This window comes from Terrabacter terrigena, assembly GCF_042676085.1.
GTDB classification, from domain to species: domain Bacteria; phylum Actinomycetota; class Actinomycetes; order Actinomycetales; family Dermatophilaceae; genus Terrabacter; species Terrabacter terrigena.
Genome location: NZ_JBHTKH010000001.1, coordinates 582,195 through 607,441, shown reverse-complemented (window position 1 = coordinate 607,441; position 25,247 = coordinate 582,195). Strand labels below are relative to the sequence as shown.

23 protein-coding genes are annotated in these 25,247 nt (G+C 71.2%); 10 read left to right on the top strand and 13 right to left on the bottom strand.

The window, feature by feature from the left end:
- Positions 1 to 35: 35 nt before the first annotated feature.
- The 3 genes from ACFQ2V_RS02800 (at position 36) to ACFQ2V_RS02790 (ending at position 2,921) form a co-directional block, all read left to right on the top strand.
- Entirely contained in the window at positions 36 to 875 is an 840-nt protein-coding gene (locus ACFQ2V_RS02800) for a thioesterase family protein (protein WP_386050535.1), read from the top strand.
- Positions 876 to 1,025: 150 nt separating this feature from the next.
- Complete coding sequence (gene ychF / locus ACFQ2V_RS02795) at positions 1,026 to 2,111, top strand: redox-regulated ATPase YchF (protein ID WP_386050533.1); 1,086 nt, start codon at positions 1,026 to 1,028, stop codon at positions 2,109 to 2,111.
- Between the two features lie 57 nt (positions 2,112 to 2,168).
- Positions 2,169 to 2,921 (top strand): DinB family protein, encoded by a 753-nt coding sequence (locus tag ACFQ2V_RS02790; RefSeq protein ID WP_386050532.1) that lies wholly within the window; start codon positions 2,169 to 2,171, stop codon positions 2,919 to 2,921.
- A 15-nt stretch (positions 2,922 to 2,936) separates the two neighbouring features.
- Here ACFQ2V_RS02790 and ACFQ2V_RS02785 read toward each other — a convergent pair whose 3' ends face one another.
- Positions 2,937 to 3,737, bottom strand: coding sequence for a hypothetical protein (locus tag ACFQ2V_RS02785; RefSeq protein WP_386050531.1), 801 nt, complete (start codon positions 3,735 to 3,737; stop codon positions 2,937 to 2,939).
- A gap of 147 nt (positions 3,738 to 3,884) precedes the next feature.
- On the opposite strand from ACFQ2V_RS02785, the gene ACFQ2V_RS02780 reads away from it, so the two are divergent.
- On the top strand, positions 3,885 to 4,244 hold the full coding sequence (locus tag ACFQ2V_RS02780; RefSeq protein WP_386050530.1) for an ArsC/Spx/MgsR family protein: 360 nt from the start codon (positions 3,885 to 3,887) through the stop codon (positions 4,242 to 4,244).
- Positions 4,245 to 4,294: 50 nt separating this feature from the next.
- Here ACFQ2V_RS02780 and ACFQ2V_RS02775 read toward each other — a convergent pair whose 3' ends face one another.
- Positions 4,295 to 5,587, bottom strand: a complete 1,293-nt coding sequence (locus ACFQ2V_RS02775; protein WP_386050528.1) for a DUF1479 domain-containing protein — start codon at positions 5,585 to 5,587, stop codon at positions 4,295 to 4,297.
- Positions 5,588 to 5,674: 87 nt separating this feature from the next.
- Between ACFQ2V_RS02775 and ACFQ2V_RS02770 the strand changes: the two genes are divergently transcribed.
- Positions 5,675 to 6,841 carry an ROK family transcriptional regulator gene (locus ACFQ2V_RS02770; protein ID WP_386050526.1) on the top strand — a complete coding sequence of 389 codons (1,167 nt, stop codon included), beginning with the start codon at positions 5,675 to 5,677 and terminating at the stop codon, positions 6,839 to 6,841.
- A gap of 24 nt (positions 6,842 to 6,865) precedes the next feature.
- Here ACFQ2V_RS02770 and ACFQ2V_RS02765 read toward each other — a convergent pair whose 3' ends face one another.
- Complete coding sequence (locus ACFQ2V_RS02765) at positions 6,866 to 7,744, bottom strand: alpha/beta fold hydrolase (RefSeq protein WP_386050525.1); 879 nt, start codon at positions 7,742 to 7,744, stop codon at positions 6,866 to 6,868.
- 125 nt (positions 7,745 to 7,869) lie between these two features.
- Entirely contained in the window at positions 7,870 to 8,628 is a 759-nt protein-coding gene (locus ACFQ2V_RS02760; RefSeq protein WP_386050523.1) for a DUF5995 family protein, read from the bottom strand.
- A 121-nt stretch (positions 8,629 to 8,749) separates the two neighbouring features.
- Here ACFQ2V_RS02760 and ACFQ2V_RS02755 point away from each other — a divergent pair, with 121 nt between their 5' ends.
- On the top strand, positions 8,750 to 9,349 hold the full coding sequence (locus ACFQ2V_RS02755) for a hypothetical protein (RefSeq protein WP_386050521.1): 600 nt from the start codon (positions 8,750 to 8,752) through the stop codon (positions 9,347 to 9,349).
- 49 nt (positions 9,350 to 9,398) lie between these two features.
- Here ACFQ2V_RS02755 and ACFQ2V_RS02750 read toward each other — a convergent pair whose 3' ends face one another.
- From ACFQ2V_RS02750 to ACFQ2V_RS02710, 9 genes are all read right to left on the bottom strand, one after another.
- Positions 9,399 to 10,118 carry a DsbA family oxidoreductase gene (locus tag ACFQ2V_RS02750; protein WP_386050519.1) on the bottom strand — a complete coding sequence of 240 codons (720 nt, stop codon included), beginning with the start codon at positions 10,116 to 10,118 and terminating at the stop codon, positions 9,399 to 9,401.
- A gap of 79 nt (positions 10,119 to 10,197) precedes the next feature.
- A complete protein-coding gene (locus tag ACFQ2V_RS02745; RefSeq protein WP_386050517.1) occupies positions 10,198 to 11,367 on the bottom strand; it encodes an ABC transporter ATP-binding protein in 1,170 nt (389 codons plus the stop codon).
- A gap of 67 nt (positions 11,368 to 11,434) precedes the next feature.
- Positions 11,435 to 12,610 (bottom strand): ABC transporter ATP-binding protein, encoded by a 1,176-nt coding sequence (locus ACFQ2V_RS02740; RefSeq protein ID WP_386050515.1) that lies wholly within the window; start codon positions 12,608 to 12,610, stop codon positions 11,435 to 11,437.
- Positions 12,607 to 13,608 carry an ABC transporter permease gene (locus ACFQ2V_RS02735; RefSeq protein ID WP_386050514.1) on the bottom strand — a complete coding sequence of 334 codons (1,002 nt, stop codon included), beginning with the start codon at positions 13,606 to 13,608 and terminating at the stop codon, positions 12,607 to 12,609. Before ACFQ2V_RS02735 ends, ACFQ2V_RS02740 begins: the two co-directional genes overlap by 4 nt.
- Positions 13,609 to 13,736: 128 nt before the next feature.
- Positions 13,737 to 15,518: an ABC transporter substrate-binding protein gene (locus tag ACFQ2V_RS02730; RefSeq protein ID WP_386050513.1), complete on the bottom strand. Its 1,782-nt coding sequence runs from the start codon at positions 15,516 to 15,518 to the stop codon at positions 13,737 to 13,739.
- Between the two features lie 51 nt (positions 15,519 to 15,569).
- The gene (locus tag ACFQ2V_RS02725; RefSeq protein ID WP_386050512.1) at positions 15,570 to 16,562 is read right to left on the bottom strand and encodes an ABC transporter permease; all 993 of its coding nucleotides are present in this window, start codon (positions 16,560 to 16,562) and stop codon (positions 15,570 to 15,572) included.
- 274 nt (positions 16,563 to 16,836) lie between these two features.
- Positions 16,837 to 17,862, bottom strand: a complete 1,026-nt coding sequence (locus ACFQ2V_RS02720) for a hemolysin family protein (protein ID WP_386050510.1) — start codon at positions 17,860 to 17,862, stop codon at positions 16,837 to 16,839.
- Complete coding sequence (locus ACFQ2V_RS02715) at positions 17,859 to 19,442, bottom strand: hemolysin family protein (RefSeq protein WP_386050508.1); 1,584 nt, start codon at positions 19,440 to 19,442, stop codon at positions 17,859 to 17,861. Before ACFQ2V_RS02715 ends, ACFQ2V_RS02720 begins: the two co-directional genes overlap by 4 nt.
- 163 nt (positions 19,443 to 19,605) lie before the next feature.
- Positions 19,606 to 19,914, bottom strand: coding sequence for a 4a-hydroxytetrahydrobiopterin dehydratase (locus ACFQ2V_RS02710; RefSeq protein ID WP_386050507.1), 309 nt, complete (start codon positions 19,912 to 19,914; stop codon positions 19,606 to 19,608).
- An 87-nt stretch (positions 19,915 to 20,001) separates the two neighbouring features.
- On the opposite strand from ACFQ2V_RS02710, the gene ACFQ2V_RS02705 reads away from it, so the two are divergent.
- From ACFQ2V_RS02705 to mshB, 4 genes are all read left to right on the top strand, one after another.
- Positions 20,002 to 20,451 carry a (deoxy)nucleoside triphosphate pyrophosphohydrolase gene (locus tag ACFQ2V_RS02705; RefSeq protein ID WP_386050505.1) on the top strand — a complete coding sequence of 150 codons (450 nt, stop codon included), beginning with the start codon at positions 20,002 to 20,004 and terminating at the stop codon, positions 20,449 to 20,451.
- Positions 20,452 to 20,526: 75 nt separating this feature from the next.
- Positions 20,527 to 22,425 (top strand): translational GTPase TypA, encoded by a 1,899-nt coding sequence (gene typA, locus ACFQ2V_RS02700; protein ID WP_386050504.1) that lies wholly within the window; start codon positions 20,527 to 20,529, stop codon positions 22,423 to 22,425.
- A gap of 133 nt (positions 22,426 to 22,558) precedes the next feature.
- Positions 22,559 to 24,208 (top strand): ABC transporter substrate-binding protein, encoded by a 1,650-nt coding sequence (locus tag ACFQ2V_RS02695; protein ID WP_386050502.1) that lies wholly within the window; start codon positions 22,559 to 22,561, stop codon positions 24,206 to 24,208.
- Between the two features lie 56 nt (positions 24,209 to 24,264).
- The gene (gene mshB / locus ACFQ2V_RS02690; RefSeq protein ID WP_386050501.1) at positions 24,265 to 25,197 is read left to right on the top strand and encodes an N-acetyl-1-D-myo-inositol-2-amino-2-deoxy-alpha-D-glucopyranoside deacetylase; all 933 of its coding nucleotides are present in this window, start codon (positions 24,265 to 24,267) and stop codon (positions 25,195 to 25,197) included.
- The last annotated feature ends 50 nt before the right edge of the window (positions 25,198 to 25,247 follow it).

The following is a 25,247-nucleotide window of genomic DNA, read 5'->3' as shown; positions in this document are numbered from 1 at the left end:
ATCCGGCGTCGCGGGTGTCTGTTAGACCTTGACCCGTGAGCGAGTACGACGACGCGACCCGGCTCGAGTCCGGCGACGACCCGACGCTGAGACACGGAACCTTCCACGAGCAGGGGATGATCGGCAACGCCGTCAACGGTGGCCTCGTCATGGCGACCGCGCTGCGGGCGCTCGGGGAGCACCTCGTCGCCGACCCGACCGAGACCACCGAGCACGTCGACCCGGTGGTGCTCTCGGCCTACTTCATGACCGCGTCGCAGCCCGGGCCTTTCTCGGTCGCCACCGAGGTGATGCGCTGCGGCCGCAAGCTGTCGACCGGCCAGATGACGATCCACCAGGACGGCGACGACGGGCAGCCGGTCGAGCGCATGCGCGCCATCGGCTCCTTCGGCAACCTCACCGACCTCGAGGTGCAACGGCAGGCGGCCCCGCCAGACCTGCCGCCGCCCGACCGGTGCCTCTCGGCCGAGCAGGCCCCACCCGACTTCCTCGCCAACGCGAAGTTCCTCGAGCGCCTCGACCTGCGGCTCGACCCGGCGACGGCGGGGTGGGCCCTCGGCAAGCCGTCGATGCGGGGCGTCATGCGCGGATGGCTGCGACTGCGCGACGGTCGTGAGCCCGACACGACGATGCTCATGATGGCGCTCGACGCGCTGCCTCCGGTGGCCTTCGACCTCGGCCTCCTCGGCTGGACCCCGACGCTCGAGTTCACCGGCCACATCCGCCGCCGGCCCGCGCCGGGCTGGCTGCGCGTCTCGCTCTCGAGCGAGACCCTCGGCGGCGGGATGATGGAGGAGGACGCCATGATCTGGGACTCCGCCGGCAACCTCGTGGCCCAGTCCCGCCAGCTCTGCGGCGTGCGGATGCCGCGGTGACCGGTCGACCGTGACCGCTCTGTCCCGCCCGTCCCGGGCCCCCGTTCGGGTGCCGGCCCGGCTGGGAGTGGACGCTCGCGTGAGGCCGGGGCGCCGGCATACGGCCTCGTGGTCGGACGCCTGCCCGAGCGCCACTAGACTCTTGTCCCCGTGGCACTCACCATCGGAATCGTCGGTCTCCCCAACGTCGGCAAGTCGACGCTCTTCAACGCGCTGACCAAGAACAACGTGCTCGCCGCGAACTACCCGTTCGCGACGATCGAGCCCAACGTCGGCGTCGTGCCGCTGCCCGACCCGCGGCTCGGCGCGCTCGCCGGGATCTTCGGCTCGGAGAAGATCCTCCCCGCCACGGTGAGCTTCGTCGACATCGCCGGCATCGTGCGCGGCGCGAGCGAGGGGGAGGGGCTCGGCAACAAGTTCCTCGCCAACATCCGCGAGGCCGACGCGATCTGCCAGGTCGTGCGCGCGTTCGAGGACGGCGACGTCGTGCACGTGGACGGCAAGGTGAGTCCCGCCAGCGACATCGAGACGATCCACACCGAGCTCATCCTCGCCGACCTCCAGACCCTCGAGAAGGCGGTGCCGCGTCTCGAGAAGGAGGCGCGGATCAACAAGGACAAGAAGGCCGCACTCGACCTCGCGCAGGCCGCGCAGAAGGTGCTTGAGCAGGGCCACACCTTGTATGCCGCCGGGCCGGCCGCCGGAGTCGACCTCACCGAGGCGAAGCAGCTGGGGCTGCTCACCACCAAGCCGTTCATCTACGTCTTCAACCTCGACGAGGACCAGCTCGCCGACGCCGAGCTGCAGGAGTCGCTGCGCGAGCTGGCGGCCCCGGCGGACTCGGTCTTCCTCAACGCGAAGCTCGAGATGGACCTCATGGAGATGGAGCCCGACGAGGCGCTCGAGCTGCTCCAGAGCTTCGGCGCCGAGGAGTCGGGCCTCGACCAGCTGGCCCGCACCGGCTTCCACACGCTCGGCCTGCAGACCTACCTCACGGCCGGGCCCAAGGAGTCGCGCGCCTGGACGATCGGCAAGGGCTGGACGGCCCCGCAGGCGGCCGGCGTCATCCACACCGACTTCCAGCGCGGCTTCATCAAGGCCGAGGTCGTCAGCTTCGACGACCTGGTGGCGGCCGGCTCGATGAACGCGGCGAAGTCCGCAGGCAAGGTGCGCATCGAGGGCAAGGACTACGTCATGGCCGACGGCGACGTCGTGGAGTTCCGCTTCAACGTCTGACGTCGGGGCTCCACGTTCGCGCGGCCGGTGTCGGCGACGTGTGCCATCGTCGTCCCCGTGAGCGACAGTCCGGCTGAAGCCCTCCGCGACCGCACGTTCCGTGACCGGGACGTGCGCCGGGCCAGGTTCGTCGGGTGCGACCTGAGCGGCGTGGTGGTGCGCGGCAGCGACGTGGCCGGCATGGAGATCGACTCGCCGTGGCTGATGGAGGGCGACGCCCGGCTCCTCGTGAACGGCGTCGACGTCGTGCCGCTGGTCGACGCAGAGCTCAACCGACGCTTTCCTGGCCGTGAGCTGCGCGCCGCGACGAGCCCCGAGGGACTGAGAGAGGCGTGGTCGGCGGTAGAGGCGGCCTGGGCGGCGACGCTCGACCGGGCCTCGGCGATGCCCGACGGCACCGTCGACGCGACGGTCGACGGCGAGTGGTCTCTCGCCCAGACGTTGCGCCACCTCGTGATGGCGACCGACACGTGGCTCGGCAGGGCGGTCCTCCGGCTGGAGCAGCCCTACCACCCGGCGGGGCTGCCCAACGACGACCACGACAGCGAGGCCTACGACGCGTCTGCCTGCGCCGCCGGCGTGCCGACCTTCGGGCAGGTCCTCGAGGCGCGCGCGGGCCGACAGGCGATGGTGCGTGACTTCCTCGCCGGGGTCACCTCGCGAGGGCTCGAGGAGTCGCGCAGCAACCCGCACGACCACGAGCACGACGAGACGGTGCTCTCGTGCGTGCGGACGATCCTCGAGGAGGAGTGGGAGCACCACCGGTATGCCGTGCGTGACCTGGACTCGCTTGCAGCAGAAGGGCGCTGACGAGCGAGCTTGCCGTCAGGCGGGCACCAGGCGGAGCGAGTCGAGCGTGCGCTGCTGGGCTGCCAGGACCTTCTGGCTGGTGTCGGGGAACCAGGACCGCTCGACGACGACCCGTTCGCCGTGGACGACGACGACCCACAGCTCGACGCGCTGGTGCTGGGCCGCCATGGGCCGGTAGGTCATGACGCCGCCGTTGTCGCAGAGGCTCGCGTCCGGGTCGTCGAGCTGCGCCGTGAGGTGCACGCCGGACCCGCCGAAGCGGGTCGTCGGGGTGATCGGGTCGATCACGGTGAACGGATACCTCGAGAGGATCTCGCGAGCGAGGTCGGCGGGACTCGGCCCGGGTTCCGGTGGCGCGCTCGACTGCGCCTGGCAGGGGCCGTACGGCAGCCCGTCGGGTTCCATCACGCGGATGCCGGCGTCCTCCTTCACGAAGCTCGGCGCCTGCACCACGATGCCCTGCTCGAAGAGCCACCACGTCGCGCCGGTGGGCGTGAGCTCCACCGCCAGCCCGGAGCGGGGTGCCGCCGGGGTGAGGTTGCCCGGCATGCGGAGGCGATAGGTGGCTCCGCTCCGCAGGGCGCTCGCGGTGCGGAAGGCGTAGGCGTCGCGAGTGAGCAGGTGCGGCGACTCGGGGACAACCTCGCTCGGGGGAGCAGTCCGGGGAACGGCGGGCACCCCTGCACCGCCGGTCGCGGCGACCGAGCCATCGGGTCGGGCGCCGGTGTCGTCGGCGCCGCCTCCCGGCGACCCGGTGCAGCCGCTGAGGCCCACGACGAGGCCCAGGACCAGCCCGACGATCGCCCTACCGGCCACGGTGCCTCCTGCACAGCTCGTCCGGCCCCGCAGGGGTCGGAACCGCCTGCTCCCAGTGTGCGCCCCGGGTCGCCCTCGGACACGGGGCGAACCCCGGTTCGCGCAGCCGCGGTCCACCTTCCCGGACCGGCCACTAGGGTCGGGCTCATGAGCGACGACCTGACGATCCTGCACAACAACCGCTGTTCGACCTCGCGGGCGGCGATGGAGCGCATCGACGAGGCGCGCGTGCAGGCCGAGGTCGTCGACTACCTGCGCCAGCCTCTCGACGCGGCGGCCCTCGGTGCGCTGCTCGACAAGCTCGAGGACTCGCCCAGCGACCTCGTGCGCCGCGACCCCCACTTCACCGAGCTCGGTCTCACCGATGCCGACGTCGCGACGCGCGAGCAGGTCATTGCCGTGCTCGCCGAGCACCCGCGGCTCATGCAGCGACCCGTCCTGGTCAAGGGCGACCGGGCCATCATCGGGCGTCCCAAGGACCGGGTCGCCGCCTTCCTCGCGGACTGAGCCGCCGCCGTCTATGACGGGTCAGTCCGACTGCGACACAGGGGGACCCGTCAGTCGAGGCCGAGGCCGCGACGGCCGGTGTCGTTGAGCTGGTCGGCCGTGAACCGGTCGGGCCAGCTGCGCTCGTAGTGCTCCTCGGGGAAGTCGCTCGGGCTGGAACCGCTGAGGAACGCCTCACGCACCTCGGCGGCATACCGCTCGTTGCGCTCGCACCACGGGGCCGCGGGGATGTACATCACGTTGCCCCACCCCTGCTGGTCCTGCACGGGCGCGACGCTGTGGATCATGTCGCAGTGCCACCAGACGGAGTCGCCCGCGCTGACGTCGGGGATGCCGCTGAGCGCCTCGAGCAGGAGCGGGTGCCACTTCTCGCTGGCCGGGAAGACCTGGTTGGTCGTGACGCCGCACATGTCGTCGTCGGCGACGTCGTCGAGGAGCGGGCGGAGCATGAGGTACGCCATCGCCTCGGGGATCGGCACGGTGTGCAGCACGCCCTGGTCGTGCGCCATGTCGGACAGGGCGGTCCACCCCTGGAAGGTGCGGAACGCCGAGCACATCGTCGTGCCGGGGTACTGCGACCCTGCGGTTCGGTGGGCCGCGTCCCACGGGTCGTACGCCTCGACGCTGCCGTCGAAGAGGTGACGGAACGCCTGCTGGTAGCCCTGGGTCATCCAGAGGTCGAGGGTGCCCGGGTCGCAGTGGGCGCCCAAGCCGTTCGAGTCGGCGCCCGGCGGCCGGCGGCGGATGCGGTCGGGGTAGAGGGAGTCGCGCTCGGGGTCGAACCAGGTCGTGCCCTCGGACTCGTGCTTCCACTGGTGGTTGAGGAAGGACTGCACCGTCGCCATGCGTTCGCTCTGGCGGGCCTCCATCTGGGCGGGTGACCAGTAGATGGGGTAGATCTCGGGCTTGGAGCCCACGCTGCCGAAGAAGTCGTCGCCCGGGCCGCGGTAGCTGTCGAAGAACCCGTTGGCCTCGACGTAGTCGACGATGCCGGCGTCCCAGCCGAGTGCCTGCTCGCGCGGGAAGTGGCCACGCACGACGAGGCAGCCCCGGCGCTGCAGCGTGGCGACCTGCTCGGGCGTCACGGTGCCGTCGGCGATGTCGGCGTAGTCGATGACCGGCCAGACGTCCTCGCCGCGCTCCTTCGCCGCCCGGATCTCGGAGACGCGCTCGGCGACCTTCTGCTCGACGACGGAGAAGACCTCCTCCACCGTGCGGCCGGAGGCCTCGATGCGGGCGCGGATGGCCTGCTTGACCTCTCGCACGGCGCGGGGCAGGTCGTCCGGCGCGGTCTCCCAGTGCGGGAGGGTGGTGACGGTCGGTCTGGCGGGTGTGGCGGTCATGGCGCTTCCTTTGGTGAGGACTCCTTACGAACAAGGACGGTAGCGTGTGGAGGCCATTTGGGCAAGAGTCCTAACTAGAGTGGGGGCATGTCGTCCGCCAAACCTAGCCTCGAGCTGCTGAGGTCGCTCACCGACGAGCACGTGCTGCGCGCCCTGATGGCCCGGCGGAGGCTCACCCGCGCCGAGGTCGCCGCGCTGACCGGCATCTCCAAGCCGACGATCTCAGAGGCGTTCCGCCGGCTGGAGGACGCCGGCGTCGTCGTCGACACGGGGGAGCGCAGCCAGGGGCGCGGGCGGGCCGGCTCGTACTACACGCTCACGCCGGCCTGCGGGGCTGCCCTCGTCGTCAGCATCACGCCACGAGGAGTCGTCGCCGAGACCGTGGACGCCTTCGGTGACGTGACCGGCACGGCAGAGGTCGCGCTCGACGGCGGCGTGGGCGGGGTGACCCGCGCGGTGACCGATGCGGTCGCCTCGGTTGCTCCGGTTGCTCCGGTTGCTCCGGTTGCTCCGGTTGCACCGGTGGCTCCGGTTGCTCCGTTGCGCCTCGCCACCGTCAGCGTCGCCGACCCCGTCGACCGGGCGACCGGTCGCCTCGTGCACCTCCCCGACTCGCCCTTCCTCGTCGGCGACCTCGATCCGGCGTCGCTGCTCGGCGAGACGGTGGACGGGCCGGTGCTTGTCGACAACGACGTGAACTGGGCGGCCCGCGCGGAGCAGGCGTCCGGAGCGGCCGGTCCCACCGGCGGGAGGCACGACTTCGTCTACCTCTACCTCGACGAGGGGCTCGGCTGCGCGGTCGTCGCCGACGGCGACGTGCGCCGCGGCCACTCGGGCCTCGCCGGCGAGATCGCCCACCTCGTCACGTCGGGTCCCGGTGGCCGGGCGATGCCCCTGACCGAGGTGTTCGCGCGGCTGGGCCTGCGTCGAGCGGGCTCCACCGCGATCGACGTCGAGCGCGTGCGCTCGGCCGACCAGGTGACGCTCGCCGCCCTGGGTGCCGCGGTCTGCGGAGTCCTGGCCGCCGCCGTCGCGCTCAGCGACCCCGAGGTGGTCGTCGTGGGCGGGGCGTGGGGAGGCGAGGCCGCGTTCGTCGAGGAGCTGTCGCGCCAGGCCGCCCAGCTGCCGCGTGCGGTGCCGGTGGTGCCCGCCGGCCTCGGCCTGCGCCCGCAGCTGGCGGGGGCTCGTTCGGTGGGTCTCGAGCGACTGCGTGACGTCATCGTCGACCAAGCACGGGAGCCGAGAACGTCCTAACCGCAACGGTGCTGACGACAGCCCTCAGCTCGCAGACTCGCTCAGGTCTGGGCCGCGCCCCGTGGTCGCGATGAAGTCGCGCAGGAGCTCTGCGAACCGTTCGGGGTCGTCGAGGTGCGGGAAGTGACCGGCACCCTCGAACATCTCGACCCTGCAGCCGGGAATGGCCTCCTTGGCCCGGGCGGCATGCCGCGACGGGATGACCGTGTCGTTCGTGCCCCAGACGACGAGCACCGGCAGGCCGACGAGGTCGGGCAGGTACTCGCGGGCCGTCACGCTCTGGCCCCGGGCGTCCACGACCGCCCGTGTGGTCGTGAGGAAGGCTCGGCGGCTCTCCGCGTCGCTGAGCCTGGCGAAGCCGGCCCAGGCGGCTCGCACGTCATGGCTCGCCCGCCAGCCGGCGCGCGCCATCGTGCGACCGATGGTTTCCACGCGACCACGCACCCACCCCGAGGCGAGGGCCGGCAGAACCCACTCGGCGCCGGGCAGCGTCGCGGCCCGGAGCGCCGGGTTGACCTCCCTGCCGAGCCCGCCGCTGCCGACGAGCACCAGGCGCTCGACGCGCTCCGGGAAGAGGTAGCAGAACTCGAGCGAGATGCCGCCGCCGAGCGAGTGCCCGACCAGCGTCACCCGGTCGATGCCGAGGCGGTCGATGAGGTCGCGCAGGGTCGCGGCGTGCGTCGCGAGCGAGTAGTCGCCGTTCGTGTTGGCCGAGGCGCCGTGGCCGAAGAGGTCGGGCACGACCACGCGTTGCCGGTCGTCGAGACGGTCGACCAGATGCGCCCAGCTCGAGTGCGACCCGAGCAGACCGTGGACGAAGAGGACCGTCTCACCGGCCCCGCCGTCGACGAACGACAGGGCATGTCCGTGCAATGAGATCACCTGCGGCTGTAGCACGCTCACGACACCCCCTCGCGTCCGCGAACCCCCTGCTTCGAGGTTAACGCCGCAGGGCGGTCGACATGACCCGAATCGAACATGGTGCACCGTCCGCCACCACGCCCCGGCTCGTGCCCTCTGCGGGGCGCTCAGGCCACCGGCGGCAGGACCACCCCGAACCCGGCGACCGCGAGCCGCAGCAGCACCTGTCCGGGCGCCAGCAGGTCGGCGATGCGCGCGGCACTGAGTAGCTCGAGCTCGGCGAGCCGGACGGCATACGCGTCGGGGCCGGCGAGTCGGGCGTGCTGGAGCTCGATCGTGTTGTGCCACACCTTGTTTCGCGCCTCTCGCAGGAACCGCGCCGACGCCCGGCGGTTGAGCGGGGTGAGCACACGATCGAGTGGACGTTTGGCCGACTGCGCCGAGAGCTCGTCGTCCTCGGCCGCGACCCGGCCGGCGAGCACGCCGTCGATCCTCGCGTGGTCGCGGCGCCGTCGGTCCAGCAGGACCGGGTCGGCGAAGTCCGCGTCGGTGATCACGCCGAGCAGGGCCTGGGGGAGGTCGTAGTTGATGTGGGCGTTGATCCCGAGCAGCACCTGGCGCAGCGGTGGGAGGTCGGAGGGCGCCGCGAAGGCGAGGGCCCACGGTCGGGGTGGCCGCCCGTCCGGGGCCAGGTCGGCCTCGAGGGCATCGAGATAGAGGTCCGCGAAGACGACGTCCCAGGCCGCGACCCACCCGGGGTCCTCGAAGGAGGCGCCGTCGATGGCCTTCGAGACCGCCTGCGTGGTGCGCAGGTAGGTGGCCAGGAAGACCCTGCGCGCCGCGAGCTGCGGCGGCAGCCCGTCGAGCAGCCGGGACATCCGGTCGACGACGTCACTGATGCTCCGCTCGCCCGGTGCCTCGGTCATCCGCGTTCTCCTCACCCGGGTCGGCTCCTGTCCCTAGTCTGGAACGAGAGTCGAACGGCGTCAGGGGATTCGGTGCGCCACAGCCACCGGAGTGGGGGCCGCCCGGTGGTGAGGAGACCGGATGGGATCACGCGGGCACGGACCACGGTCCTTCGACGCGGTCGAGGTCGGGCAGCGCGAGACCGACGCCTGGGCCGCCTACTACCGGCACGACTGGCTGACGTTCCTGCGGGCGTCGGTCGGCATGGTTGCGGCCGGCTTCGGCATGAACCGTCGCGACACGCTGCGCGGCGCGTGGCTGGTGCTGCGTGCCAACCAGGCGTGGGCGCCGTTCCCCGACAACGACCCCGTCCGGGCGCGGGCGCTCATGCGCGACTTCTACGCCCTCGTCGAGAGCACCAGCGACCTCGACCTCGACCCGGGTCGCGCGGCCGCCCTCGAGGTCGAGTGGTGGCGCGTGCATCGCGAGCACCAGCACGACGGGGCCGTCACGACCGACCAGCTCGTGGGCGCGCTGGTGGACCTCTACACCTACGTGTATGCCGCAGAGCCTGCTCGCGTGCGGCCCGCTGCAGAGCGCCGCGTGGAGGCGATGGACCTGTCCGACCGCTGGGTGCGCGCCGGGTGTGCGCTCGACGACCCCCTGCTCGCGGCCGAACGGCGCGCCCTCGTTGCGTCGTATGCCGCGTTGCTCGCCGCCGTCGGCAGGGTGAGCACCTGACGCGTCGGGGCCGCCCGCCCCCCGCGTCAGCCCCGTGGCGCCACTCGGCTCAGCAGCCGGTGGGGCCGCAGGCCGCGGCGTCCGTCGCGTCGAGAGCGACGCCGCTCGCGGCCGGCTGGAGCATGACCAGGGGGTGCGACTCACGCCAGGCCTGCTCGAGCGCCTGCGCGAAGAGCTCGGTGGGCTGGGCGCCGGAGACGCCGTACTTCTCGTCGAGCACGAAGAAGGGGACGCCGCGGATGCCGAGCTGCTGCGCTGCCGTGATGTCGGCGACGACGTCCTTGCGCCACGTGTGGCTCTCGAGGTCGCGCACCACCTCGTCGGCATCCAGGCCCGCCTCGACGCCGATGTGCACCAGCACCTCGCGGTCGCCGATGTCCTCACCGTGCTCGAAGTGCGCCGAGAGGAGCGCCTCCTTGACGACGTCGTCGACACCGCGGGCCTCGGCCAGGTGCAGCAGCTCGTGACCCGCGAAGCTGTTGGCGACGACGACCGAGTCGAAGTCGTAGGCGAGGCCCTCGTCGGCGGCGATGGCGGTCACCTGGTCGAACATCTGGCTGACCTGGGCACGGGACATGCCCTTGCGCTCGACGAGGTAGTCGAGCTCACCACCGTCGTGGTGGTCGGGCAACGTCGGGTCGAGCTGGTAACTGCGCCAGTGCACGTCCACGTCGTCGCGGTGGGGGAACGCGGCCAGCGCCTTCTCGAAGCGGCGCTTGCCGATGTAGCACCACGGGCAGGCGATGTCAGACCAGATCTCGACCTTCATGGACCTTCAACCAACGCCGTCGTCGATTGCTTCCCCGTCGGGAACCCCCACGACCAGTCTGCCGCGGGGTGGTCGTGCCTCAGACGTCGTCGGTGACCTCGCCACGCGGCTCGGGGCGCGGGCCGCCACGGGTGGCGTCGTCGTGCGGCACCTCGCCGCCCCGCAGGAGGTCCCCGTCCGCGGCCTCCAGCGGTGACGAGGCGCCGGGGCGCAGCGTCGGACTCGGCAGCTCGATGTTCTCGGGGAAGTGGCAGGCGACCCCATGGCCCGGGGCCAGCTGGACCAGCGGTGGCTCCTGGGTCTTGCAGATCTCCTGTGCCTTCCAGCACCGGGTGTGGAACCGACAGGCGGGCGGTGGGTTGACCGGGCTCGGCACGTCGCCCTCGAGGCGGATGCGGTCGCGCTTGGTGCGCCGCCCGGTGTCGGGGACCGGAACGGCCGAGAGCAGGGCGGTTGTGTACGGGTGCATCGGCCGCGTGTAGAGCTCGTCGCAGTCGGCGATCTCGACCAGCTTGCCGAGGTACATGACGGCGACGCGGTCGGACATGTGGCGCACCACGGAGAGGTCGTGCGCGATGACGACGTAGGTCAGGCCGAGCTCGTCCTGGAGGTCCTCGAGCAGGTTGATGACCTGCGCCTGGATCGAGACGTCGAGAGCCGACACCGGCTCGTCGGCGACGATGAGCTTGGGCCGTAGGGCGAGCGAGCGGGCGATGCCGATGCGCTGGCGCTGGCCGCCGGAGAACTCGTGGGGGTAGCGGTTGTAATGCTCCGGGCTCAGGCCGACGACCTCGAGCAGCTCCTGCACCGTGGCCTTGATGCCCTTCTCGGTCTTGATGTTCTGCAGGTGGAAGGGTGCACCGACGATGGTGCCGACCGTGTGGCGCGGGTTCAGCGAGCTGTACGGGTCCTGGAAGATCATCTGCACGTCGCGGCGCAGCGGCCGCAGCTTGGACGTGGACCAGTGGGTGATGTCCTCGCCCTCGAGGAGGAGCTGCCCGTCCGTCGGCTCGATGAGGCGGGTCAGCATCCGACCCGTCGTCGTCTTGCCGCAGCCCGACTCGCCGACGAGCGCGAGCGTCTCGCCGCGGCTGACGTCGAAGTTGAGGCCGTCCACGGCTTGGACCGCGCCGACCTGGCGCTGGAGCAGACCGCGCCGGATGGGGAAGTGCTTCGTCAGCCCCCGGACCTGGAGCAGGGCCTCACCCGCCTTCTTCGACGCGGTCGGCTCGACGTGGGTGCTGGTCACGATGTGGCTCCTGTGCTGAGATCGCGTGGCGCGCGACCGGACGGGGCGTGGATGGAGGGTTGGGTGGTCACAGCGTCGGCCGGATCTCGTTCTCCCAGATGGACTGCTTGTCCTCCTGGGAGAGGTGGCAGGCGGAGTAGTGCCCCTTGATCCCCTCGGCGAAGGGGGGCCGCTCGCTCTGGCTCAGGCCGCCGGTGCGGTCGGCGTACGCGCAGCGCGGGTGGAACGGGCAGCCTGACGGGACGTTGATCAGGCTGGGTGGCGCGCCCTTGATCGGGAGCAGTCGCTCGGTGCGCTCACGGTCGAGGCGGGGCATCGAGCTGAGCAGGCCCCACGTGTACGGGTGCTGCGGCTCGCGGAAGACCGCGTCGGCGCTGCTGTACTCGACGCCGCGACCGGCGTACATGACCATGATGTCGTCGGAGAGCTCGGCGACGACGCCGAGGTCGTGCGTGATGATGATGACCGCGGAGTTGAACTCGGACTGCAGGTCGCGGATCAGGTCGAGGATCTGGGCCTGCACCGTCACGTCGAGGGCCGTGGTCGGCTCGTCGGCGATGAGCAGGTCGGGGTCGCACGAGAGGGCCATCGCGATCATGGCGCGCTGGCGCATGCCGCCGGAGAACTGGTGCGGGTAGTCGTCGACGCGCGTGTTGGGCTGCGGGATGCCGACGCGGTCGAGCATGTCGATCGCGTGCTTGCGCGCGACCTGGTTGCTCACCTGGTGGTGCACCTTGTAGGCCTCGACGATCTGGTGGCCCACCGTGTAGAAGGGGTGCATCGCCGACAGGGGGTCCTGGAAGATCATCGCCATGCGCTTGCCGCGCAGCGACCGCACCTTCTCGCTGCCGGCGCCGATGAGCTCCTCGCCGCCGAGGCGGATCGAGCCGGTCATGCGCACCGTGCCGGGCTTGTGCAGGCCCATGATCGACATGCTGGTCACGCTCTTGCCGGAGCCTGACTCGCCGACGATGCCGAGGGTCTTGCCGCGGGCGAGGTCGAAGGACAGGCCGTCGACCGACCTCACGACGCCGTCGTCGGTGGGGAAGTGCACGCGCAGGTCACGCACCGACAGGAAGCTGTCGGGGGCCGGGGCGCCCAGGCCGCCGATGCCGTCGGACGTGACGGTCGTGCCGGCTCGCCGGCTGCGGCGCCGGTCCTGCTTCTCGGCAGCCGCAGGGGCTGACCCCGAGGCTGCTGAGGACGTGGTGGACGGGGCGGTCTGCTTGGTGGGCTCGCTCATGCGGTGCGCACTCTCGGGTCGACGACGGCGTACAGGAGGTCCACGACCAGGTTCGCCACGATGATGAACGTGGCGCCGAGGAGGGTCACGCCCAGCACCTTGGGGAGGTCGTTGTTGTTGACGGCGTCGACGGCGTACTTGCCGATGCCGTTGAGCGAGAAGGTGGTCTCGGTGAGGATCGCGCCGCCGAGCAGCAGACCGAGGTCGAGACCGAAGATCGTGAGGATCGGGGTGAGGGCCGCGCGCAGGCCGTGCCTGACGACGACGTCGCGCTCACGCAGGCCCTTGGCGCGGGCGGTGCGGATGTAGTCCTCGTTCATCGTCTCGAGCATGCCGGCGCGGGTCAGGCGGGCGTACGCGGCGGCGTACAGGAAGGAGAGGGTGATCCAGGGCAGGATCAGGCTGTAGGCCCACTGGGCGGGGTTCTCCTGCAGGGGTGTGTAGCTGCCGCCCTGGGCCGTCCAGCCGAGTCCGTAGCTGAAGATCGACAGCGACAGCAGGCCGGTGAAGAAGATGGGGAGCGAGACGCCGGCGAGGGCGATGCCCATCGCCGAGCGGTCGAGGGCGCTGCCCCTGCGCAGGGCGGAGACGACGCCGGTGGCGACGCCGCCGAAGAGCCACAGCACCGCGGCACCTGCAGCGAGCGACAAGGTGACGGGGAGCCGGTCGAGCAGGTCGGGCAGCACGGGGTTCTGCGTGATGAAGGAGTAGCCCAGGCACGGGGCCGGGCACTGGTCTATGCCGGCGCCGGTGTTGTACTCCGAGCCGGCCACGAGGCCCTTGGCGAAACGGCCGTACTGGACGTAGATCGGGTCGGTGAACCCCAGACGGACGGCCGCCTCGTGGATCTGCGCCGGGCCTGCGCTCTTGCCCACGTAGCGCGAAGCGAGGTCCTCGGCCGTCGCGCCACCGATGCGGGGCACGAGGAAGAAGATGGCGAAGGTGACCGCGCTCACGACGAAGAGCAGGACGATGGCGCCGAGGATGCGCCGGATCATGTACGTCAGCAAAGGGAGCGGCCGGACGCGGTGGCGGTGGACTCCTGCGAGCCCACCGCCACCGGGTCTGCGCCTTCACCTACTTCCAGGTGGGTTGGGCGTGGTGCGGTGTCGGACGAGGGGGTCGGTTACTGCTTGACACCCATCGCGGCGTAGTCGTACATCGTGAAGCCGTCGTTGACGAAGACGTTCGTGATCGTGTCGGGGCGGAAGAGCAGGCCCTTCGACCACACACCGGGGATGACGGCGGCGGCCTCCATGACCGACTTGTCGACGCTGCCCCAGATCTCCTCACGCTTCGTCTGGTCGTTCTCGGCCATGGCCTTGTCGATGCCGGCGTCGACCGCGGGCACCTTGATGCCGAGGTTCGTGTTGCCGGACGGACGGATGACGCGGCTGTCGACGATCTGGCTCAGGAAGCCGAAGCCGTCGGGCCAGTCAGCGCCCCAGCCGTAGATGATGATGCCGAGCTTGTTCGTCTTGGCGAAGTCCGGCTTGCCGGCGTACAGCTTCGTGTAGTCGGCGGTCGGGTACGGCTTGATCGTCAGCTTGATGCCGACCTTGGCCAGCGACTGCTGGAGCGACTCGGCGGTCGCCTTCTCCTTCGGGCGCTCCGAGCGGTAGGAGATGTTGGTCTCGAAACCGTTCGGCTGACCGCACTTGGCGAGGGCGGCCTTGGCACCCTCGACGTCGCCCTGGGGCTTGCTGGCGAAGTCGTAGAGGTCGAAGTCGGCGTGACCCGGGACGTTCGGCGGCATCAGGCTCGTGGCGATGTCACCGCCGGTCTTGCCACCGTAGGCGCGCTGGTAGCCCGTCTTGTCGTAGGCGAGCACGACGGCCTTGCGGCACTCGATGTTGTCGAGCGGGGCGACGTCGCTGTTGAGCACCGAGAACCAGGTGCGTGCCGCGGCCGCGTTGTCGGTCTTGGCCTTGAGAGTCGGGTCGGCGAGGATCTTGCCCTGCGACTCCGCCTGGACGCCGGTGCCGGCGATGTCGACGTCGAGACCGCCACTCTGCAGGCGGTTGTCGATGTCGGGGGCGTTGAGGCCGAGCTCGACGGTGATCTTGTCGGGCAGCGCCTTGCGGCCGGAGTCGGGGTCGGTCGCCGGGTCGTAGTTCGTGTTGCGCTCGAGCTCGATGCGCTTGCCCTGCTGGTAGACCGAGAACTTGTACGGGCCGCTGGAGATCACGTGCTCCTTGTACTTCGTGCCGGTGTCCTTGGCCTGCGGCACGGGTGCCGTGGAGGGCAGCTGGGCGAAGTAGTCGAAGCCGGAGAAGCCGGTCTTGAGCTTGAAGACGATGGTCTTGTCGTCAGGCGTCTCGATCGACTTCAGGTTGTCGAGGTTCTTGTCCTTGTAGACCGAGTAGCCGTCAGGGACGCCTGCCAGGAAGTCGTTGAAGTACGTCGGGCCGTTCGGGAACGTGTCCTTGTCGAGCGAGCGGGCGACGCCGTACTTGACGTCCTTGCTCGTGATCGGCGTGCCGTCCTCGTACTTGAGCCCGTCACGCAGCGTGTACGTCCACGTCTTGTTGCCGTCGCTCGGCTTGCCGAGGGAGGTCGCGAGGTCGGGGACGAGCTTGGCGCCCTCCGCACCCGGCGCCGCCTTGAAGACGACGAGCGTACGCGCGTAGTTGCGCAGGAAGTTCCAGGACAGACCGTAGTAGGTGTCACCCGGGTCGACGGAGTCCCAGTCACCGGCCATGCCGAAGCGGAGCGTGCCGCCCTTCTTGTCGGAGGCGTTGAAGATCTTGCCGATCGCGGCGTCGGCGGCGGGCTGCGCGGAGCCTCCTCCGCCGCTGCCGCCGGTGCCGGAGCCTCCGCCCGTGTTGCTGGCGCTGCCGCCACAGGCGGACAGCCCCAGGGCCAGGGCCGCCGCCGCGGCGACTGCCATGATGCGTGTGTTCTTCATCGTTGTTTGCGCTCCTTGCTTTCGGTACAGCGGAAGTGCGGGTCGCGGAGGTTACCGAGACCGTGGGTCGAGGGCGTCACGCAAGCCGTCCCCGAACAGGTTGAAGGCGAGGACCGTCACGAAGATGGCCAGGCCGGGCGGCAGCATGAACCAGGGGTCGACCTGGTACCAGCGCGCCGCGTCGGCGAGCATGCCTCCCCACGTGGCGCGGGGCGGCTGGACGCCGACTCCGAGGTAGGACAGAGCCGCCTCGAAGAGGATGTTGCTCGGGATGAGCAGGGTCGCGTACACGAGGATCGGCGCGACGAGGTTGGGCAGCAGCTCCTTGACGAGGATGTACGGGGTGCGGGCTCCCATGCTGCGGGCCGCGTCGACGAACTCGCGCTCGCGCAGCGAGAGGGTCTGGCCGCGGACGATGCGCCCGATGTACGGCCAGTTGAAGAAGCCGATGATGAAGACGATGACGGCGATGCGCAGCGCGTCGCCCCTCAGGCCGAACGCCGTGTCGGGGATGACACCGACGAGGGCGAGCGCGAACACGATGAGGGGGAACGCCAGGAAGATGTCCATGAGGCGGCTGATCAGGCCGTCGACGGCCCCGCCGACGAACCCGGCGATGACGCCCATGGTGGTGCCGATGGCCACCGACAGCAGCGTGGCGAGGAACGCGATGAGCAGCGAGATCTGCGAGCCGTAGAGGACCCGGCTGAAGAGGTCGCGCCCGTTGATCGGCTCGACGCCGAAGAGGAAGTCCGAGGACACGCCGCCGAAGCGGGCCGTCGGCACCTGCAGGTCGGGGTCGACGAGCTCCTGGTGGAACTCGTTCGGCGGGTGGCCGAGCACACCGACGATGAGCGGGGCGAAGATCGCCACGATGACGAGGAAGATGACGAGGAAGCCGCCGCCGAGGGCGACCTTGTCGCGCCTCAGACGAGCCCAGGCGATCTGGCCGAGCGAGCGACCCTCGATCCGCTTCTCGCCCACGAGCACCGACTCTGGTGCCGCTGTCGCGGCTCCGGGTTCGGTCTCAAGGGGAGTGCTCACGTGCCGTCACCTCCGGGTCGTGATCGGTGTGCCGGGGACCGGTCGGCCGCCAACATGCTGATGTGCAGCCGAAACCTACCGTCCCCCGCGACCGCGCGCCCCATCTTTCAACGGCGCGCCACCGGCAGCAACCGACGTGGCCGAATCGTGACGCGGTGGATATCTTCCGGCGATCTGGCCCGTGCGGCCGGAAGATCGCCCGCCGCCGGGTCGCGTCGTGCGACCAGGTGGCGGTCTGCCCCGAGTGTCCTCGTGTGTCCGCGTACGCGTCCGGCTAGGTGCCGGTCGAGGTGTCCGTCTCGTCCTCGAACGTACCGAGGACACGCTCGAGGAGGTCCTCCATCGTGACCAGCCCGACGGGTCCCGTAGGGCCGTCGACGATGACGAGCTGCGCGTGCCGGGCCCGCATCAGCGAGACGGCGTCGAGCAGTGACAGGGCCTCGTCGACGTGGAGGGCCGGCGTCGTGACCGTCGTGACCGGGGCGTGACCCGAGGCTCGCACGATGTCGCGCACGTGGGCGATGCCGACCGGGGTGTCGCCCTCGCGCACGACGAGCCGCGACCGGCCCGTGTCGCGCGAGACCGCCTCGGCCTCGGCGCACGTGGCGGAGGTGTGGACCCCGACGGCCCGGTCCATGGGCACGACGACCTCGGTCAGCGGCGTCGTGTCGAGGTCGATGGCTCCTGCCAGCACCCGGTGCTCGGGCTCCGCGAGCATGCCGTGATCCTTGGAGCTCGCGATGAGCAGCTGCAGCTCCTTGGGGCCGTGCACCTGGCCGAGCTCGTCCTGGGGAGTGACTCCCACGAGCCGGAGGCACCCGTTGGCCATGGCGTTGAGCAGGCTGAGGGCCGGCCGCGCGACCCGGGCGAAGCCGCGGAACGGCAGCGCGAGGAGCACGGCCGAGCGCTCGGGGTGGGCGATGGCCCACGACTTGGGGGCCATCTCGCCCACGACCATGTGCAGGAACACGACGATGCCGACCGCCAGCACGACCGAGACGACGTATGCCGCCGCGTCGGGGACGCGGGCGAAGGTGAAGACGGGCGTCAGCAGCTCGGCGACGGCCGGCTTGGCGAGCGAGCCGAGTCCCAGCGTGCACAGCGTGATGCCGAGCTGGGCCCCGGCGAGCATGAGCGACAGCTCGCGGTTGGCGCGCACGGCAGCGCGGGCCGCGACGCTACCGCGCTCGGCGAGCGTCTCGAGCCGGTGTCTCTTGCTCGCGACCACGGCGAACTCGGCCGCGACGAAGAAGGCGTTGAGCACCAGCAGGAGGACCGACACGAGCAGGGCGGTGATCACCGGTCGGCCTCCGTCCGCTCGTCGGCCGACGAGGCCCGCGCGGCGCCACCCCTGGCGTCCCGCTCGGCGCCCAGGGCCTCGAGGTCGGACATGAGGTCGAGCACCTCGACCCGCACCGATGAGGGCACGTGCCGCTCGACCTCCTCGACCGTGAGGCGCACCGACACGGGCAGGCGGCGGGGCTCGTCCTCCGAGCGGCCGCCGTCGGTCGTGCGCTCGGTCGCGCGGTCGGTCGCGCGGTCGGTCGCGCGGTCGGTCTGGGCACCCTCCGGATCACCTGCGGCAGAGGCCGACTCGTGGCGTTCGAGGTCGGCGGGGCCGCGGTGTTCGGTGACGACCTCGCGGCGCGCCTGCACGACGACGTCGTCGCCGACGACGGCCGTGCGACCGAGGTGCTCGAGGATGAGCCCGCTGACCGTGGAGTACTCGTCGCCGCTGCGGAGCGTCAGCTCGCTCGCGCCGTCGAGCTCGTCCAGGCGCAGGTGGCCGGGCACCACCCAGGTGTCGGGGCCCGTCTCGACGACGCCCGGCTGGGGCGCGTCGTCCTCGTCGAGGATGTCGCCGACGACCTCCTCCGCGATGTCCTCGAAGGTGACGATGCCGGCGAAGCCGCCGTGCTCGTCGACGACGACGGCCAGCTGCCGGTGGTCGGCCCGGATCTGCTCGAGCACGCGAGGGAGCGGAGCGCTCGTCGGCACGACCGTCGGGTCGGACACGACGGAGCCCACCAGCGTCGTCGAGCGACGCCCGGGCTCGACCTGGAGCACCTCGGCGATGCCGGCCACGCCCACGATGTCGTCGCCGTCGCGGCCCGTGACGGGAAAGCGCGACCATCCGGTGTCGAGCAGCTCGACGAGCTGCGAGACCGACGCGTCGGCGCGGACGGTCGTCACGCGTACGCGTGGGGTCATGACGTCGCCGGCGTCGAGCTCGGTGAACCGCAGCCCGCCCTCGAGAACGTCGGAGAGGTCGTCGTCGAGCAGGCCGCCGGCGTGGGACTCGTCGATGATGCGGGTGAGGTCCTCGGCGGTGGCGCCGTGCTCGAGCTCCTCGACCGGCTCGATGCCCACCTTGCGCAGCAGCGTCGTCGACGCGCGGTCGAAGAGGCGGACGACGGGGCCGGACACCTTGAGGTAGAGGAGCGTGGAGCGGCTGAGGGCGCGGGCCAGCGGCACGGTGCGCGCGATCGCGAGGTTCTTCGGGGCGAGCTCGCCGAAGACCATCTGCACGATGGTGGAGAAGACGAGGACGGCGGTGACGGACAGGCTGAGCCGGGCGGCGTACGACATCGACGGGTCGAGCAGCTCGGCGAGCCCCTCGCCGACGAGGGGCTCGGACACGTAGCCGACGAGCAGCGCGGTCACGGTGATGCCGAACTGCGCGGCCGACAGGGTGAACGAGAGCTGTGAGGTGACGCGCATCGCGCGCTCGGCGGCGGCGTCGCCGTCGTCGGCGAGCCGCCTGAGGGCGTTGCGGTCGACGGCGACGTACGCGAACTCCTGGGCCACGAAGTACCCGGTCGCCGCGGTGAGGGCGAGGATCAGCAGGATGCCCAGGCCGATGCCGGGGGCGGTGCTCATGCGATCACCGCCCGGACGAGCGGGCGGTGTGGCGGGGACGGCCGGACGGTGTCCGGCCCGGGACTATGGCCCTCCCGGGACTCGGCGCGCGAGCCGGAGCGTGAGTGCGATCGCATGAGGCGATCCTAGGTGACGCGGGCGCGTGGTCCGGTGTGCCGCACGCTCACGCGGACGCGGTCGCGCCCTTGCGCGCGGCCTCCTGGCTGATCTGGTGAGCGAGCTCGACATCCATCTGGGTCAGGCCGCCCTCGGAGTGCGTCGACAGCGCGAAGCTCACGGTCCGCCAGCGGATGTCGATGTCGGGGTGGTGGTCCATCGCCTCGGCGGCTGCACCGACCTCCTGCACCAGGGCGATGCAGGTGAGGAACTCCGGCGCCTCGAAGGAGGCCCTGATGGTGTCGCCGTCGCGCGTCCAGCCCGGCAGGTCGCCGAGCTGCCGCTCGATCTCCTCGTCGGTGAGCAGTCGTGTCATGCCCTCCAGTAAACCCCGGACCGATGCCGAGTGTTCGGGTCGTGGCCCGCCGATGCGTCGGGTCCGTGTGGCACCATCGACGTCGCCATGAGCACCGCAGACCGTCAACCAGTGCGCCTCGTCGTCGGGGCGGCCATCGTCGACGACCTCGTGCGGCCGACCCGCCTGCTCTCCGCCCGACGCACCGAGCCCGCCACGCTCGCCGGGGGCTGGGAGCTGCCCGGCGGAAAGGTCGACGACGGCGAGTCCCCCCTGTCGGCCTTGCACCGCGAGGTGCTCGAGGAGCTCGGCGTACACGTGCAGCTGGGTGCGCACGTGCCGGGACCCCTGCCGGGGAGCACCTGGCCACTGGGCGACCGCTACGAGATGCTGGTGTGGCTCGCCGAGGTCGTCGAGGGCACCCCGGCCCCCATCGAGGACCACGACGAGCTGCGGTGGCTGGAGGTCGACGACCTGCGCGCCGTGGCCTGGCTGCCTGCCGACCTGCCCATCGTCGAGCAGCTCGAGGCCGTGCTCGGTCGCACCAGCAGCACCTGAGGCCCCTCGGTCACCGCCGTCACCGCCCCCAGCCGTGGTCAGGACCACCCCCGAAACCCTGAGAGACTGTTCCCCATGCCCATGAAGACCCGCGCGGACATCCGCAACGTCGCCATCGTCGCCCACGTCGACCACGGCAAGACCACCCTCGTCGACAAGATGCTCTGGCAGGCCGGCGCGTTCGGCGAGCACCAGCACGTCGACGAGCGCGCGATGGACTCCGGTGACCTCGAGCGCGAGAAGGGCATCACGATCCTCGCCAAGAACACCGCGATCCACTACACGGGCAAGGCGGCCTCCGACCGGGGTCTCGCCGACGGCGTGACGATCAACATCATCGACACCCCCGGCCACGCCGACTTCGGTGGCGAGGTCGAGCGCGGCCTGTCGATGGTCGACGGCGTCGTGCTCCTCGTCGACGCGTCCGAGGGCCCGCTGCCGCAGACCCGTTTCGTGCTGCGCAAGGCGCTCGCCGCGAAGATGCCGGTCATCCTCTGCATCAACAAGGTCGACCGCCCCGACTCGCGCATCGCCGAGGTCGTCGACGAGGCGTACGAGCTCTTCCTCGACCTCGACGCCACCGAGGAGCAGATCGACTTCCCGATCGTCTACGCCTCCGCCAAGGCGGGCCGCGCGTCGACCGAGCGTCCCGAGGACGGCGGCCTGCCGGAGGGCGAGGACCTCGAGGCGCTCTTCGAGACGATCCTCGAGACCATCCCGGCGCCGACCTACGACGACGAGGCCCCGCTGCAGGCCCACGTCACCAACCTCGACGCGTCCAACTTCCTCGGACGCCTCGCCCTGCTCCGCGTCCACAACGGCACGATCCGCAAGGGCCAGCAGGTCACGTGGTGCCGCCACGACGGCTCGCAGCAGCGCGTCAAGATCACCGAGCTGCTCATGACCGAGGCCCTCGAGCGCAAGCCCGCCGAGGAGGCCGGCCCGGGCGACATCATCGCCGTCGCGGGCATCCCCGAGATCACCATCGGCGAGACGCTCGCCGACGCCGAGAACCCGATCCCGCTGCCGCTCATCACCGTCGACGAGCCGGCCATCTCGATGACCATCGGCACCAACACCAGCCCCATGGTCGGCAAGGTGCGCGGCTCGAAGGTCACCGCGCGCATGGTCAAGGACCGCCTCGACAAGGAGCTCATCGGCAACGTGTCGCTGCGCATCCTGCCGACCGAGCGTCCCGACGCCTGGGAGGTCCAGGGTCGTGGTGAGCTCGCGCTCGCCATCCTCGTCGAGCAGATGCGCCGCGAGGGCTACGAGCTGACCGTCGGCAAGCCGCAGGTCGTCACTCGGGAGGTCGACGGCAAGGTCCACGAGCCCGTCGAGCGCCTCACCATCGACACCCCCGAGGAGTTCCTCGGCGCGATCACGCAGATCATGGCCGCCCGCAAGGGCCGCATGGAGCAGATGACCAACCACGGCACCGGCTGGATCCGCATGGAGTTCCTGGTGCCCAGCCGTGGCCTCATCGGCTTCCGCACCGAGTTCCTCACCGAGACCCGGGGCACCGGTATCGCGCACCACGTCTTCGAGGACTACGAGCCGTGGTTCGGCGCCATCACGACCCGCACGAGCGGATCGCTCGTCTCCGACCGCACCGGCGTCGTCACCTCGTACGCCATGGTCAACCTCCAGGAGCGCGGCGTCCTCTTCGTCGAGCCGACCACCGAGGTCTACGAGGGCATGATCGTCGGCGAGAACTCCCGCGCCGACGACATGGACGTCAACATCACGAAGGAGAAGAAGCTCACCAACGTGCGCGCCTCCTCCTCCGACAACTTCGAGAAGATCGTGCCGCCGCGCAAGCTCAGCCTCGAGCAGAGCCTCGAGTTCTGCCGTGAGGACGAGTGCGTCGAGGTGACGCCCGAGACCGTCCGCATCCGCAAGGTCGTCCTGGACGCCGGCGAGCGTGCTCGCACCGCCTCCCGCGCGCGGTCGGCGGCGAAGGCCGAGGGCTGACCGACCGGTGCCTGCCGTGGTGCGCGTCGGACGCGGGCTGAGGAGGTCGCTGGCCGTCGGGGTCGGGGCTGCTCTCCTGGCAGGGGGTGCCGCGGCGTGCACGGGCACGGCCGACACCTCTACGCAGAGCGCCGTGCCGCCCGCGCCGTCGGCCTCGACGGGCGGGCAGGCCGGCGGCACCCTTCAGGTGCTCGTCGCCGGGACCATCGCGACGTGGGACCCGCAGCTGATGTACGTCGGCCCCGAGGCGTTCTTCGCCCAGCGCACGTTCGTTCGGGGCCTGACGGCATACGGCACGGGGGCCCGGCAGCGCGAGGTGCAGGGCGACCTCGCGACCGACACCGGCACCCCGTCCGACGGGGCGCGTACGTGGAGCTTCACCCTCCGCGATGGCCTCGAGTGGCAGGACGGCACACCCATCACGTGCGACGACGTGCGTCACGGCGTCGCCCGCACGTTCGACCGGCGCACCCACGTCGGCGGCACGAACTACGCGAGCTACCTGCTCGACATGCCGACGCGGGTCACGGCCGAGGGCCTCGAGAAGCCGGTGTACGCCGGGCCGTCCGACACGGCCCACCAGGCCGACTTCGACCGCGCCGTCTCGTGCAAGGGCCGCACCGTCACCTTCAGGCTGCGCGACGCCGAGCCGGACTTCCCGCACATCGTGGCGCTGCCCGAGTTCGCACCCCGCAAGCCGTCGGCCGACACGAAGACCGACAAGGCCTCGTATGCCGTGATGTCGAGCGGGCCCTACCGGCTCAAGGCGCCGTGGGTCGTCGGCAAGGGCGGCACGTTCGTGCGCAACGAGCACTGGGACCCGCGCACCGACCCGATCAGGCGGGCCTACCCCGACGAGATCCAGGTGACCTCGGGGCTCGGTGAGGCGACGGTCATCCAGCGGCTGCTCAACCAGCAGGCCGACGACGCGTACGCGGTTTCGTGGGTCCAGGCGAGCCCGACGCTGCGCAACCAGGCGGGCACCGACCTGCAGGCGCGGCTGACCTTCCCGTACACGGGCAACGTCGACTACCTCGCGATCAACATGCGCAGCAAGGCGATGTCCGACCCCGCGGTGCGCCAGGCGCTCGCCGCGTCGACCAACCGCGCCACCTACGTGGCCGCGACGGGCGGCGAGGGCGCGGGCACGCCCACGTGGTCGATCCTGTCGCCCGCCGTCTACCCGGAGTCGGTCAGACCCTCGGCCGGCAACGGCGTCGAGGGCGACCCGGAGGCAGCCCGGAGGTTGCTCCAGCAGGCGGGGGTCAGGCTGCCCGTCAAGCTGCGCCTCGTGTACGCGCGGTCGGTGCTCGCCGACAAGGCGTATGCCGCCCTGGTCGCCGGGTGGCAGCGCGCGGGCTTCGAGGTCGAGCTGAAGGGCGTGGCCCCCGAGGAGTACTACGAGGAGATCGAGAAGCCGACCTCAGTCGACTCCTACGACGTCTTCCGCGGTGTGTGGACCCCCGACTGGCCGTCCGCCGGAGGTGTGCTGCCGGCGCTCTTCGACCCGCGCATCAACATCGACTCGTCCGGCCCCGGCCAGGACGTCGGCTACTTCTCGAGCAGCGCCGTGAACGCGCTCATCGACCGGGCCGACGCGACGGCCGACCCTGCTGCCCGGGCGAAGGTGTGGGAGCAGGCCGACAGCACCATCCGCGGCCAGGTCGGCTACATCGCGCTCTCCGCGACCAAGGCCCTCTACCTGCACGGGGCGGGCGTGCGGTCCTACGAGGACCACAGCGTGGGCGGCATCGTCGACATCGCCACCGTGTCGGTGCGCTGACGGCGGCGCGGCCGTGACGCCCTACGTCCGCTGAACGACCCAACGAGAGGACACCCGTGGCGCGCCTGCTCCTCGTCCACGCCCACCCCGACGACGAGACGCTCACCTGCGGCGTCACGATGGCGCACCACGTGGCGCGCGGTGACGACGTGCACGTCCTGACGTGCACGCTGGGCGAGGAGGGCGAGGTCATCCCGCCGGCCCTCGCCCACCTCGAGGGCGACCCCGCCGATGGCCTGGGCCCCTACCGTCACGGTGAGCTCACGCGGGCCCTGGCGCGCGTCGGCGCGACGATGCACGTCCTCGGTGCCGACGCATCCGCTGGGCGGCTGTCCCGCTACCGAGACTCGGGCATGGCCGGCTCGCCGGCTGCTGCCCGCGCCGACGCCTTCGCCCGTGCGGAGCTCGACGGGGCCGGTGCCCTCGTGGCCGAGGTGATGCGTCGTCTGCGTCCCGACGTCGTCGTCACCTACGACGAGCACGGGGGCTACGGCCACCCCGACCACATCCAGACTCACCGGGTCACCCGACGTGCCCTTCAGCAGCTCGACGCGTCGGAGCTGCCGGCCCGCACGTACGAGATCCTCACGCCGATCGGGTGGGTGCGCGAGGACCGGGCCTGGCTCGCTGCCGCCGACCCCGGCCTGCTGGCCACCGACGCGTGGTGGCACGACCCCGAGCTCGGGGGAGTCGTCGGTGCGGCCGGTCCCGACGCCCCGGCGCTGGTCGTGCCGACGGCGGACCACCCCGTCCCACCCTCGGTGGTCGACGACGACGCCGTGAGCCACGTCGTGCACGACGACGCCGCCCGGGCCGTGAAGAACGACGCGCTGCGCGCCCATGCCACGCAGGTGCTCGTGGCGAGCGACGACGTGCACGCCCTGTCGAACCTCGTGGCGGTGCGCACCACGGGGCGCGAGGGCTTCCGTCAGGTCGACCCCCTCACCTGGCAGCCCACCGGCCGCCACGGCACCGACCTCCTCGACTGACCCGCGGGGGCGACGATCGCGCCACGGCCCACGACTCGGGCCGCGCCTCG